Origin of the sequence: Undibacterium sp. CY21W, from assembly GCF_014284265.1 — a bacterium.
Lineage (GTDB): Bacteria > Pseudomonadota > Gammaproteobacteria > Burkholderiales > Burkholderiaceae_D > Undibacterium > Undibacterium aquatile.
On the sequence record NZ_JACOGE010000001.1, the window covers coordinates 63,537 to 76,176 of the forward strand.

Here is a 12,640-nt window from a genome sequence, read left to right on the forward strand (position 1 = left end):
TTTTCTGTCCCACGCACCATCATGAAAACGATCGCCCCCGGCACTGTTATCTTTCACCGTCATCGCGGCTACGGCGTGCTGACGACGGTGAATCTGCTGACCGGCTGGGTCGCCGCCCGTTTTGGCGATGAAAAGCGCACCCTTGATCTGAACTTATCCACAGACGACATTCAACATGCCGACGGCAGCGCGATACTGTTTCGGCGCGACCCGCCGGAACGCATGCCGCAAGCGCGCCTGATGGCGATGGTGCGCGAATTGCACGCCGCCGGTTATCAAAAACTGTATCTGTATATCTGGCCGAAAGCCTCCGGCCTGCATTGGCGCTGGCAGTTATTCACAGGCACGCGCAACTGGATGCAACGCCCCTGCCGCGAAGGCTGGTATGGTTCCGGCGCTGACTATATTTTTAATCCGGTGATGGGCTGGGGCGATGCGCCCGGTGCCAGCAGCGCCGAACTGAGTCAGGCGCTGGCCCAGTTCGACCCCGCCGGATTGGCGCAGGCATTGGGCCGCGACGAAGATCACAGCGCCTGGTTTGCCGACGTCTGCGATGCGCTGCTGCCCGATTACGCCTACAGCCTCGGTGCCGACACCGCCGACAACCCGCTGCCGCTGTATCTGCCCGTCATTGGCGTGCGCCAGCGCCAGCCCGCGCTGGAACGGCAATTACCGTATCCACCCGGCTGGGAACGCACCTGGAGCCCCGACAGCCTCGCCCGCCGCCACCAGCAACGCGCCGTCGTGCGCCACGATGTGATTCCGTCCGGCTGGAGCCTGCCCATCGATTTTTAAACAGTGTCGGCAGATATACTCCCCCCTGTTTTTAACAAAACACCCCAAATCTCAGCATCAACATTGGGCTGTAAAATATACTGGGAAGAGTATTTTCAACGCCTGTAGCGGCCTGATGGCAGCACAATGTGCGCCACCGTTTACACAACAATGAGCACGACAATGCAGGCCTCGACGCAAGCGCGGTAAAACCGCAGCCACCACCACTGCCGATAACGCCGAATTCAGCAGCATCCCCGCCAGAGGACGACCCTGCCACCGCACAAGGAACACAACATGAACTGGCTCATCCTCATCGCCGCAGGCTTGTTTGAAATCGTCTGGGCCATCGGCCTCAAATACACCGAAGGTTTTTCCCGCTTCTGGCCTAGTGCCTTGACGCTGGCGGCGATGGCAGTGAGCGTGGGCTTACTCGGCATCGCCATGAAAGGCCTGCCAGTCGGCACCGCCTACGCAATCTGGGTCGGCGTCGGCGCCGTCGGCACCGCGATTCTGGGCATCATCCTGTTCGGCGAATCCGCCAACCCGGCCCGCCTGCTCAGCCTCGCCCTGATCGTCTGCGGCATCATCGGGCTGAAACTTTCCACGCCTGCTTGACTTATCTCGCCAAAATGCGCCTGTGCATAAGGCCGGATTTACGCACAGGTGCATCTGGCAAGCGCGAGTACATCAGCCTCAAAAATATAGGCGAACAACCCGAATTCTGCATACTCCCCCCTGTTTTTAAGAATACACCCTAAATCCCGGCACGAACATTGGGCTTGTAGAAATACCCTGGGGAGTATATTTTTGGCGTTTTGAGGCAATGGGACGTGATGGACTAGATTACCGAGGGCAGATGGACAATGCCAGACTCAGGCTGATGCGATGATTGTTGAAGGAAGAAGGCTGGGAATTGGGATTCAACGTTCTAGGTAACGGGCTGGCTGGAGGCGGGCGAAGCCCGCTGTAAGCCAGTCCCAGTTGACCGAATTGTTAGAGCTAGTATTCATACCGTTGGGCACCGAATACCTTAGACCAAAACCTGCTAGGTTTTGGACGAGTAAAGGAAGCATATATGGCCCCTGCATCAGCAAGAGCCTCAGGATCAGTGGACTTCAATTCCCCTTTTTTCTTCAATTCAACGGCATGTGATGTAAATTTTTCAACGTTTTTCTTGTGCCGCCCAGGCTCGGCAAAATAATCAATGAAACTTTGAAGCGCTATCATAACCGCTCCAATTAATAGCCCAATACCAACAAGAATGCTTAAGGCTACAAAAACATCACGCCACTGCTGATAACTTATTAGTGTGTCTTCTTTGCTGAGGCTGACTACTGACATTTCAGGTGCTTTTTCGCCATCAAAAACAAAAACGGCATGGTAATACTCTGATTGGTTTTGCTTTGGAAGAACCTTTATTCTGAATTTCTTGACAAGAGGGTCGTTAGTTGGAATTTCTTCAACCGCTTGGGACTGAGGAATTCCTGCTGGAGCAATGACCCCACCGGAAACTAAATTTGGTGATGATTTTGCATCATCAACAGAGAACATGAGATCGACATCGTTATGCTGTTTTTGAGTGCGGTTGTATATTCCAAATTCGACAACGCTGATATTTTTTAGTGGTTTATTGTTGTAAGCCATGGCTAGCCCTTGTTGTCCGAGCGGTGCCGATAGGTAGCCATTCTTATATGCCCTTTGGTACTCCAAATCACTGACGAACCATTTTTGTCCACCCCAAAGTAACAAAGCCCCAACTAAAGCGGCGGTTATTCCTTTTACTGCCTCACCGAAGGCATGCTTTTTGTAATCGTTCACTGCTGCTCCCTTGGTTGATTGGCTCTAACTTGTTTTAAAGTGCAAAATGGCAAAATATCAGTTCGATGAAAAACAAGCAACAAGTTTTAATGTGTCGCAAGTCCTTATCTGGTCTAGTTTTTTTTCGTTATACTGATTAAAAATACAGCATAACAACAGGAACCTGCCTACGTTTGTCGCAGGCTCAAATATTTCGGGTTATCACATCAGTTTGGCGCACAGACGCATGCGCCCAAATCCGTGGGGAAAATGCTCTCATTCTACATACTCCCCCCTGCTTTTAAGAAAAACCCCCAAATCCCTGTATCAACATTGGGCTTGTATACATACCCCGGGGAGTATATTTTTAGCGTTTTGAAGGCTTCGGACGCAGCAGGTTAGATCGCCGGGGGCGGATAGACCATGCCGGGCTCGCCTTGCTGTGCCGCGCTACGACCGTGGCAGTGCCTGCAGCATGGCGACGCGGTTGCCTTCGGTGTCGAGGAAGGAGACGTAGGTGCCGACGCCCGGGATATTCATGGGCTCGCCGAGTATGCTGCCGCCTGCGCTGATCACTTTGGCGATGGCGGCTTGCAGGTTATCGACCGCGATGACGACCGATGGCTGCTGCGCCGGGCTGTCCGGTGTTTTCTCGAAAAAGCCGCCGTTGATGGTACCGGGCTGCGTGGGTCGTCCATCGGCGGTTTCGCAGGTGTTGGCAACGACGTAATTGCTCATCGCGGGGCCGAGCGCCTGTGTCTGCCAGCCAAAGGCGGCGCTGTAAAATTCCGCCACGCGGGCAGCGTCTTGATACGGCATTTCAAAGTGGATGACTGGATTCATCTTTCGCTCCTTCGCTCAAAAGGCATTTGTGATCGTGATGTTTTTACCGCGTCGCATTTGGCATGAAGCCTGAGCTGCAAATTCAGCGGATGGCAAACCGCCGCTATCTGGTGATCCGCTGAAATGATCACTCAGGTTTGTTTCAGAACGGGATGCGGCAGTTAATCAGGCAGCCGGACAACCAGTTCCATTTCCACCTGCAGATCCGGTGCCGCCAGCGCCGCCACGCCGATGCCGGTCACACAGGGTTGCGCGCCTTCAAAGGTGGTCAGAAACGGTGGCATCAGTTCTTCCATGCGTTCAGGCGTCAGGTTGACCAGATAAACACGCGCCAGCACCACATCGTGCGGCGTGGCGCCGACGGCGTCCAGTGCGGCTTTGGCATTCAGCGCGACGAGCTGCATTTGCTCGGCCAGCCCAGCTGGCACCGGCTGACCATCTGCCCGCCACGCGACTTGGCCGGAGATATACGCCATGCGTCCCGGCGTAACGATGGATATTTGTGAATAGCCCATATCGCCGGCGTTTGGCAAGGTCGGTGGGTTCAGGCGGACGATGGATTGCGTCATGGTTGCTCCGGTGGGTAAATTTCAGAGGGTGTCGGGCGCATCGCTGCGCCCCGGTGTGTGGCGCACGCTCAGTGGGTAACCGGGCGCGCGCACGGTGCTGCCATTACTTCATTTGCGCCAATGCGCCATGCAGATCAGCGTTGCCCCAGTGCTCGGCATACTGGCCGTTACTGATGCGGACGATGTCGGTCACGTTGATGCGAATGCGACGCCCGGTGGGCGGGACGCCGAGAAACATGCCTTGGTGCGTGCCGGAAATCGTCTTGCGGGTGACGACTTTGTCGCCTTCGGCGATCTGATCGTGTAACTCGACCGTCAGATCGGGCAGGGCTGGCCGCAGGACGTTAGTAAAAAAGGCCGCGAAACCATCGCGCCCATTGGGCGTGCCGGGTGGCGCAGTATGGTTGACGAAGTCGGCAGCCACCAGCTCATTGAAGGCCTGCATATTGCCTTGCTCAATGACTTCACGATTGAAGCGTGCGACGATTTGTTTGTATTCAGAAAGAGTATTCATAGCAATATCGACATTAGTCAGCTCGAACCTTGATTGAATTTAACAAAAATAAAGCTTAACTCTGGGTGTAAAAAAGACATTTTTCCCCATTGCCTTGTAAGCGACATGGAAGCTTGCCGCAAACAATTATACTGTATTTATATACAGCGCAATTGTATGAACAAAAATCATCATCACACCACAGGCGAACAGCCCGAATTCTGCATACTCCCCCTAATTTTTAAGAAAACGCCCTTAATCTCAGCATAGACATTGGGCTTTTAGACATACCCGGGGAAGTATATTTTTGGCGTTTTGGGGGTGTGGGGTGCGGTGAATTGGATCACCAAGGGCAGATGGATAATGCCGGGGTCAGGCTGATGCGATAATTGTTGAAGGAAACTTGAGACTTTGGAAAAGAACGTTTGAGTTCAACGGCAGAGGCGACAGAGCGACACCGTGCAAAGTTAACTTGCCGAGTTACGGCAAGGTTTAACGAACAGCGCCATGCAGCATTGAAAAGACAATCGCCAACAGGATCAGGAAGGCGGCTGAGTCCAGAAAGTCAATTTCTTTCAGTCCAAAGACCGAGGGCAAAACACGATTCCAACAAATCTTGAAAGTCCAGACGAGCAAAGCAAGCATTAATGGTCCGATGACCAAAATTGGAATCGTGCCAATAGCAAATTGCACAACAGAATCAGACATTAAACTTCCTTTTTTGATAATAGAAACTCAGGCCACTCGTTCACTTAATGTGCAACAGGTCAACTGACGCACAGATACATGCCTGACTTGTTTTAAATCAACATTAACACAATGATGTATATATAGCAATTAAGTTTCAATCGTCTTAAGAGGCGCATCCAGCAAAAGGCAGCACATCATGCCGTCAAACCCGCGAAAAGCTGCTCACATTCTGCATACTCCCCCCTGTTTTTAAGAAAATACCCAATATCCCTGCATGAACATTGAGCTTGCAAACATACCCCTGGGAGTATATTTTTGGCGTTTTGAGGGTGTGGGAGGCGTTGGATTGGATCACCGAGGGTGTGCAGGCGATGTGTGGTCAGCTTGGTGCGATTATTGTTGAAGGGAACAGGCGAATTTTTGATTCAAGGTGTGAGATGACAAGCGTGACCCAGCTTGCGGGGCACATTCATTCGGCTGACGGGCGCACGCCTGTTTGCACGCCGCCCGCTAGTACGGGAGGCTGGCTGACCAGCAGCGTCTGTCCATAGGTCGTCGGCAGTGATCGATCCCGCAGACAGACCCGGTCGTGTTCCGGGTAGGTGATGTGATCGACCGGTGCGCGTGTTCCCACGACCAGACAGCAGATTTGCGAAGAACTCCGGTTCTCTAAGTCCCGCCGCATTTATTCACTGCCTCTGCAACATGCGCCGCCATCTCGAACGTCATCCGGGCATTATTACGGCTTGCTCACGACCTTTATTTGCAAATCGTTTAGATAACCATGAATGTTCGTGGTGTGACCAAAAATAAACCGGGAGACAAAACGGTAAACGGGGTTATAAACCTCACCGTCCTCGGTAATAGTGAGGGTAACTCCCTCAGGGCCAGCTTCTAGTTCAAGTGTCCACGTGCCGCCAAAAGGAAGTTTTGGATCAGCGATCCGCCTTACAAGGCGTTTGTTGGGAATAGACTCCACCGTCTCATAGGGAATACCTTCACCATGAGAATCGGTTTCTTTCCATACGGTCTGCCCGTTCGTATCGGGTAGACGCTCAACCGCACGGACACCACTGCGCCATGTGGGGTAAGCACTATAGTTTGTGATGATTTCCCACAGTTGTTCGGTACTGACACGAAAGCGGGCTGATTCACTGACACGGTGCTTTTCTGGTAGCAGCAGGCCAACAACGACAAGCAAAGCGACAAGCGCCAGAAGACCGACAACCAAACCAACTATCCATTTCATTTTTTTCCCCTTTTAAAGTGTGTACGAAAACTAAATGAATGATGCTTAAGGTTTGAGATGAGAAGCGGTGCCTTGCTTGCTGGCAGCCCACTGATTTGTATGTTCAGGCAGCGTTACTCATTAGAAGTTTTTTTTGAAGTATGGATTAATGTGAGTTTCTTACCAGCTGAGTTCAATTTCCAAAACTCTATCAAAAAAAGGCGCTGCGCTCTCGATTATTTACCCAATCTAATTTGGCTTTCGCTGGCCACCAGATTGCGCTAGCACTTCAGGATATTGAATTCGCTTTTTGTCGCGGTATTCAACCAGCTTCTCAAATTGGGCGCTCTCGAATAATTTTCCACATTGATCAATAACGTTTTTATCCCAAGCAATTTTGAAACCTTCAATAACATTATTAATACGGTATATCACCCTAAATGCTACGCAGGCGGGCCCGCTTGAATGAGGGATCAGGAATCGCTTGGGTCCGGCTCATAGACGTCTTTGAAGGCGAGCATTTCGTGCAGTCTTTCCTCGTTCCTGCCAGGAAAACCACACCGTTTGGCGAAATTGTCAGTGTCCTTGAAGGTACCGAAGAGTCGATCCCAGATCGTCAGGTCGCCGAAGTTGAAGTTGTGAACATCTAGTTGATGGTGAATCGAGTGATGCTCAGGCCGCTGCAAGAACCAGCCGAGCCACCTTGGCGTGCGGATATTCGAGTGGTAAAAATACTCGCCAGCGGCTCCGAAAAAAGAGGTCCACGCCCCGGCTAGCGCTGATCCCCCGAAGACGCAGTAGATGAGGAAACCCGTCAGGATAGAATCGGCTGCGATCTCGACAGGGTGCTTGTAAAAGGAAGTGAGAACTTCAATGCGCGCGGGGCTATGGTGAATCTGGTGGAACGCCAACCAAAAGCCGTTAGCATGTCGCAGGCGATGCCACCAATAAAAGATGAACGTTCCGACGAACCAGTAGAACGCTTCCTCCAGAATCGGGCTATCCCAATGCCCGAGGTTGAGAAGAGCATGATCCCTGAAATATTTGTTCCATACGAGACCGCCGACACCGACCAACGTCAACTGCATGACATTCATCAGCGCTGCTCGCTTGTACCAGCCGCGAACGTGAGGCAAAGCGCGACCCGGGCGAATTCGCTCAAATAGAAAGAACGCCAATGTCACAACGCAGATGAGCGAAGCCGGAAGGAGTTGTTCGAGGAGCTGCAAGGGAACGATGTCGATTTCCATGACGCCTAAGGTTGAGTTATCCACATCAACGGCTTCATCGTTGATTCCTTGTTGAACATTAAATTAAGACGCATCGCCATCATCTCCTCCGACATCAAAACCATCCGTAGAACTTGTGCCCGAGATGTAGTGCCGATCGCCCGAATCGCCAGGCACATCATCCAATGCATCGCGTAATTTTCGATCACGTGATGCATCCCAAATGAGACATGTGCCAATGATCAATAAAATACAGGCACCAAAGAACCATTCCAGCCCCAGCAACCGATAGCCTATTGTCCCCAACGTAGCACCTGCGCCGCAGAAAATCATTCCAACGATGTCTTTAATGGTCATAGCGTTTTAAGGTATGGAGGTTCCCGACACAGATGCGGCTTTATAGCGCAGCGTCCGGTGAACCTCAGGGTTAGGCTACATTTTTCGAGAGCAGCGGTTTAACAACTTCAGCCACCGCGCTGCCAAGGATCAAATGCTGTTCAAGATCAAGATGCACGCCATCGACCTTGCTTGATGTGACGACGCTGCCAGCATCGAAGAAATGGCAACCCGCTTCTTCGCACACAGTCCAGTAGGCGGCGGACAAACCAACGCACTTAACGTCGCCACCCGCGAATTTTGGTGCAATCGGCCCTTTCGGTATTCTGATAGGCGGCGGTGCAACGACAAGAATTTCTGGCACGGGCATGCCTGGCTCGATGGGCGCTGTGCGGATGGCGGAGACAAGCGCACTGATACCCTGAGATGAATGCCAGGCGTTGTGCTCGTGCATAGACTGGAAGTCATTTGTGCCGAGCATCAGAACAACAAGCGCAAGCGGCGAATGCATTTCGATTCGTTGAGCCAGCCCTACAAGCCCGTTCCGCCCTGGTTTGTAGGGATCGTCCCATGCAGTACGCCGACCGTTCAGGCAATCTTCGATGACACGAACCTTCTGACCTGCGGAACAGAGGGACATTTCCATGACGCCTGGCCAGCGCTGCTCAAACAGCAGGCGCTTTCGCGTCGTTGGGACTATGCCCCAGGACAAAGAATCAGAGTAGACAAGGATGTTTTGCATGGCGGGCCAGTGTAATTGATTGTCCAGTTAGGAATCTCTAGCCACATAGGGCACGGATTTTTTGCTCGAACTTTGGGAATTCGGATTGAGCATCTTTAATTATTTCCGAAACTTGCCTTCTAGGTGTTGTCGCGTACTTATTGGCAAACGCTAGGAAGTCTTCGTTTGATGAGCGTTCGTCGTCCGGGTACGCAACCGCCTCATATGGACCATGGTTGTTACCCAGAAGCCATAGATAATCGGAAAAATTTGAGGCAACTATCCCCAACTCTCCTTCAGAACCAAAAAATACAATGGGCTGTTCGATCAGACTCTTGTTCTCCCGAGCAGGCCATATGGCGGCGTAACCACCAGTACCATCCTGTCCGAAGATCAAATAGTCATCACAGTCGGAGTTCTGGTTTCCGGTCCAAGCTTTGAACCAGTCTTGAACGTCCATGCGGGAAGTGAACTCTTGGTATGGCTCGAAGTCGATGCCATCTCCATCGGCATAGTCAAATTCAAGCTTATGAAGCTCACGCAATATATCTGGGAATATTCTAGAAAGCGACATTTGACACCTATGAGTAATTGGGAACGCCTGACGTTTGAATTCAGCGGGCACCTAAGGCGATCCGCAGGAATAATGGGTTAGGGCTCATTGTTCTCAATGTACCCTGCTGATTTTGCGAAGTGGTAAGTTAAAGCCACAAGACCGACATACCCATAGCCCACGACAAGTATATAAGCGGCAAAAGGAAGTAAGGGGTCCCAATTGCCGATTAAGGCTGGGTTTGACAGACGTTCGAAATAGCAATTGATTAACCACCCAGCTGCTTGGAAAGGAATAAAAAGAACCGGCACCCATCGCGCTAACCTCTGAATACTCTCGGCGGATTTGAGGCGACCAATAGCAATATAAAGAATGGCTGCAAAGATGGCGTATTGAACACCGCCGAAACCCAATGTAAAAAGCAAGAGTGTGCCGATTCCAAACGGTAGGAAGGGCAACGGAAGCAGTATTGGAGCAAGCAACGAGAGTCGGTAGAAGCGTACAGGGGTCATATTCACCATAATGTAGAGCTAACAGGCGCTGTGCGGCCTTTTCGCGTAGCGTCCAGAGAGCGAAGCGAACGGGGTTGATCGGCGGGTTAGCTCACACGAACTCAAGCTTTTTCGCCAAACAGATCAAGGCTATTGAGACATCGTTTCATGGCCTCGTCTGCCTTGGTTTCGTCAAGTGATGTTATGACGACGACAATAATCGAATTGGCATCTTTCTCGGTGGGCTCATGAAAAACGGTAGCGTCATGATCAGAAAGGTAGCGCGGTAAGTCGTTTGGAAAGTTTCTCAGCGCCTCGGAAATTTGGTGGGGATTTTTCAACGAACGAAAAGGATCGTCATGCGACCGGCCGTTATATTCGTAATACACGCGATAGGCGAGTCTATTCACTTGGATTTCCTTTGAGTAACAGAAAAAGAACGTTACCCGTGGTGGTTGAATCCCCAGCGGCAGCCATTGGCTGTCTCGACTGGACCGAGACGGGTTATGCAGTATTGCGACTTTCCAAGTAGCTACGAACACCCTGCGCGGAGTTAAACGGCGCTGGTGATTCAAACGTGAGCACCTCCTCCAGCGCTTCCGTCAGTATTGCATGGTGATCTGCTTCTGCAGGTACCAGATTGTAAGTACCGTTTCGCACAACGAAGAATCCTCGCTTGTTTGGAACTGTGAATTGCGGTTCGAGCGGTTCGCCACGGTCGCTCCAAAAAAGCCACACTGCAGCCGCCACATCAAGGCCCTCACAGTATCCCACTGCGTCCAGCTCACTCGGGAATGCGATCAGAGTTCGTTCCTCAGTTTCTACAGCGAAGATCATGCGGCATAACGTTAAGTTGACGGACTAACGCGGGCTGCTTTGCGGCAGTCCCGCTCGAACGTTAGGTTGGGCATCATTTACACCCTCCCTTTGATTTTTTGGTTCCGCATCCCGTCGAACAATCACCCACATTTGGCGAGGGCTGAACAGCCGTGATGCCAGCTTGTTTATGATTGGCTTTTCGAGCCCAGTTTATTATGGAAACGGCTTCGGCCTTTTCTTCCTCTGAATATCCAGTTATTAAGATACGGACGCCATTTTCATACATCCTGCGCGCTAATTTGGGTGCGATGATGTGCAATAACGGCCCATCTTGCTCAAGCAAAATGAAATACTCAAAGGAAATAACTGGTGCACCATTTACTTGATTCTTTGTCGGTTTTGGATTGATGCCAACCCAATTAATTTTTCGGTCAATTCCATCTGCGCGTGGGTCTGTACCAATGCCACCAACTCCGATTACCGCGTCAAAATGGTAGCCTCTAACTTGACCCATGCATCCATGGATGCCAAAGTGCCCACTACTATCTGGGTCGCCTGTGTGTGTTCGCTTGTAGGTCAGAATTCGCACGGATACGTTACCTTGATGCCCAACTTCTATTTAATCTAACGAAAGTGAAGCTTAACCAGGAATGTTAAAAAAGACAATTTTCTTCAAATGCCTTGAAACCATCGAATGTAGCTCAATTGCTTCGCTATTGCTCACTCTTCAGGTCAGGTGCCAATGGCGGGAGTATCTCGATGTTTCTGAGCCATTGTTCAACCAGCATCGGCCATGACGAAATGGGATGGGGATTGCGTCGCAGGCCGAAAGCATGGCCGCCTTTGGCGAACAGGTGAACTTCTGTTGGAACGCCCGCTTCGTTCAGTGCTTTCGCATACAGCGTGCTGTTGCAAATCTTGTCCACCGGGTCGTCCCACGCTTGCAGTAAAAAAGTAGTCGGCGTTTGCGCGGTGACTTTGATTGAAGGGTCGAACGTGGCACCAGCGCGGCAGAGGTGACCCGGATAAAGTGCGATCGCATAATCAGGCCGGGCGCTGAGTTGATCGGCAGCATCCACAGGCGTGTAGCTAGGCTTGACGATGTTGCTGGTTTGCGCGACGAGATAACCACCGGCAGAGAAACCGATGACGCCGATCTTGTGAGGCTCGATCTCTAATTCCTTTGCATTGGCGCGCACCAGCCTGATGGTTCTTTGCGCATCCTGCAGCGCCAAAGGAACCTTGGGTGTGATGTGGCAATTGCAGTCTTTATCCCAGTAGTGGTTACCCTTAGGCACGCGGTATTTCAACAAAACACATGTCACGCCCTTGGCCGTGATCCAGTCGCAGATCTCGGTGCCTTCCAGATCGATTGCGAGGATGCGAAATCCGCCACCCGGAAACACTACCATCGCCGCGCCGGTATTCACACCTTTGGGCGGGAAAATCGTCATCGTTGGGGTGCTCACATCCAGAATCTCCGTGTATTCACGCCCCGGTGCCACCTCGGGGGGCTGTTTGATTTGAACCGTCTCAGGCACGTGAGGCCGCTTTGACCTATCCGGCGCACCATTTGGCCAGATCGCGATTTGCTGCAAACCAGGAGGCGGCTCCCACACGCTCGCCGCCGAGCCCAGTGCCTGACGCGGATCGGGCAAACCAGCATTCGCGCCGCTGGCGACGACAACGAAGAGCATCAACAAAAAGAGCCAGTATCGTTTCATCGCAAAAACCTTCGTGTGAGTCTATCGTGTGAGTAGAGTAAGCCAGTGTGTTTTAACTTAGAAAATACGCCTGTGCATAACGCCGGATTTACGCACAGGTACACCCGGCAAGCGCGAGTACATCTGCCTCTAAAATACAGGAAAACAACCCGAATTCTGCATACTCCTCCATTTTTTTAAGAAAACACCCTAAATCCCTGCATGAACATTAGGCTTGTAGACATACCCCGGGGAGTATATTTTTGGCGTTTTGAGGCTGTGGGAGGTGGTGGATTCGATCATCGAGGGCAGATGGACAATGCCAGACTCAGGCTGATGCGATGATTGTTGAAGGAAGAAGGTTGGGAATTGGGATTCAACGTGTGAGTTC

17 protein-coding genes are annotated in these 12,640 nt (G+C 51.6%); 2 read left to right on the forward strand and 15 right to left on the reverse strand.

The window, feature by feature from the left end:
- Window positions 1–21: 21 nt before the first annotated feature.
- Both H8K29_RS00265 and sugE read left to right on the forward strand, forming a co-directional pair.
- Window positions 22–795 (forward strand): L-asparaginase, encoded by a 774-nt coding sequence (locus tag H8K29_RS00265; RefSeq protein WP_255423205.1) that lies wholly within the window; start codon window positions 22–24, stop codon window positions 793–795.
- Window positions 796–1,071: 276 nt separating this feature from the next.
- Window positions 1,072–1,392: a quaternary ammonium compound efflux SMR transporter SugE gene (sugE, locus tag H8K29_RS00270; protein WP_186895930.1), complete on the forward strand. Its 321-nt coding sequence runs from the start codon at window positions 1,072–1,074 to the stop codon at window positions 1,390–1,392.
- A gap of 384 nt (window positions 1,393–1,776) precedes the next feature.
- Here sugE and H8K29_RS00275 read toward each other — a convergent pair whose 3' ends face one another.
- The 15 genes from H8K29_RS00275 to H8K29_RS00345 all read right to left on the reverse strand — a co-directional run bounded on the left by H8K29_RS00275 (window position 1,777) and on the right by H8K29_RS00345 (window position 12,270).
- A complete protein-coding gene (locus H8K29_RS00275) occupies window positions 1,777–2,595 on the reverse strand; it encodes a hypothetical protein (RefSeq protein ID WP_186895931.1) in 819 nt (272 codons plus the stop codon).
- Between the two features lie 429 nt (window positions 2,596–3,024).
- Entirely contained in the window at window positions 3,025–3,417 is a 393-nt protein-coding gene (locus H8K29_RS00280; protein WP_186895932.1) for a VOC family protein, read from the reverse strand.
- Between the two features lie 161 nt (window positions 3,418–3,578).
- Window positions 3,579–3,986: a RidA family protein gene (locus tag H8K29_RS00285; RefSeq protein WP_186895933.1), complete on the reverse strand. Its 408-nt coding sequence runs from the start codon at window positions 3,984–3,986 to the stop codon at window positions 3,579–3,581.
- A 103-nt stretch (window positions 3,987–4,089) separates the two neighbouring features.
- Window positions 4,090–4,500 (reverse strand): ester cyclase, encoded by a 411-nt coding sequence (locus tag H8K29_RS00290; RefSeq protein ID WP_186895934.1) that lies wholly within the window; start codon window positions 4,498–4,500, stop codon window positions 4,090–4,092.
- Window positions 4,501–4,971: 471 nt separating this feature from the next.
- Window positions 4,972–5,187, reverse strand: coding sequence for a hypothetical protein (locus H8K29_RS00295; RefSeq protein ID WP_186895935.1), 216 nt, complete (start codon window positions 5,185–5,187; stop codon window positions 4,972–4,974).
- 721 nt (window positions 5,188–5,908) lie between these two features.
- Window positions 5,909–6,418: an SRPBCC family protein gene (locus tag H8K29_RS00300; protein WP_186895936.1), complete on the reverse strand. Its 510-nt coding sequence runs from the start codon at window positions 6,416–6,418 to the stop codon at window positions 5,909–5,911.
- Between the two features lie 452 nt (window positions 6,419–6,870).
- Window positions 6,871–7,647, reverse strand: coding sequence for a sterol desaturase family protein (locus tag H8K29_RS00305; RefSeq protein ID WP_186895937.1), 777 nt, complete (start codon window positions 7,645–7,647; stop codon window positions 6,871–6,873).
- A 63-nt stretch (window positions 7,648–7,710) separates the two neighbouring features.
- Entirely contained in the window at window positions 7,711–7,983 is a 273-nt protein-coding gene (locus H8K29_RS00310) for a hypothetical protein (protein ID WP_186895938.1), read from the reverse strand.
- Window positions 7,984–8,053: 70 nt separating this feature from the next.
- The gene (locus H8K29_RS00315; protein ID WP_186895939.1) at window positions 8,054–8,704 is read right to left on the reverse strand and encodes an SGNH/GDSL hydrolase family protein; all 651 of its coding nucleotides are present in this window, start codon (window positions 8,702–8,704) and stop codon (window positions 8,054–8,056) included.
- A 37-nt stretch (window positions 8,705–8,741) separates the two neighbouring features.
- The gene (locus H8K29_RS00320) at window positions 8,742–9,257 is read right to left on the reverse strand and encodes an SMI1/KNR4 family protein (protein ID WP_186895940.1); all 516 of its coding nucleotides are present in this window, start codon (window positions 9,255–9,257) and stop codon (window positions 8,742–8,744) included.
- 77 nt (window positions 9,258–9,334) lie between these two features.
- Window positions 9,335–9,757 (reverse strand): hypothetical protein, encoded by a 423-nt coding sequence (locus tag H8K29_RS00325; RefSeq protein ID WP_186895941.1) that lies wholly within the window; start codon window positions 9,755–9,757, stop codon window positions 9,335–9,337.
- Between the two features lie 92 nt (window positions 9,758–9,849).
- Window positions 9,850–10,137, reverse strand: coding sequence for a hypothetical protein (locus H8K29_RS00330; protein WP_186895942.1), 288 nt, complete (start codon window positions 10,135–10,137; stop codon window positions 9,850–9,852).
- A gap of 94 nt (window positions 10,138–10,231) precedes the next feature.
- Window positions 10,232–10,465, reverse strand: coding sequence for a hypothetical protein (locus H8K29_RS00335; RefSeq protein WP_186895943.1), 234 nt, complete (start codon window positions 10,463–10,465; stop codon window positions 10,232–10,234).
- Between the two features lie 172 nt (window positions 10,466–10,637).
- Complete coding sequence (locus H8K29_RS00340) at window positions 10,638–11,060, reverse strand: hypothetical protein (protein WP_186895944.1); 423 nt, start codon at window positions 11,058–11,060, stop codon at window positions 10,638–10,640.
- 199 nt (window positions 11,061–11,259) lie between these two features.
- A complete protein-coding gene (locus tag H8K29_RS00345; RefSeq protein ID WP_186895945.1) occupies window positions 11,260–12,270 on the reverse strand; it encodes an alpha/beta hydrolase in 1,011 nt (336 codons plus the stop codon).
- Between the last annotated feature and the right edge of the window lie 370 nt (window positions 12,271–12,640).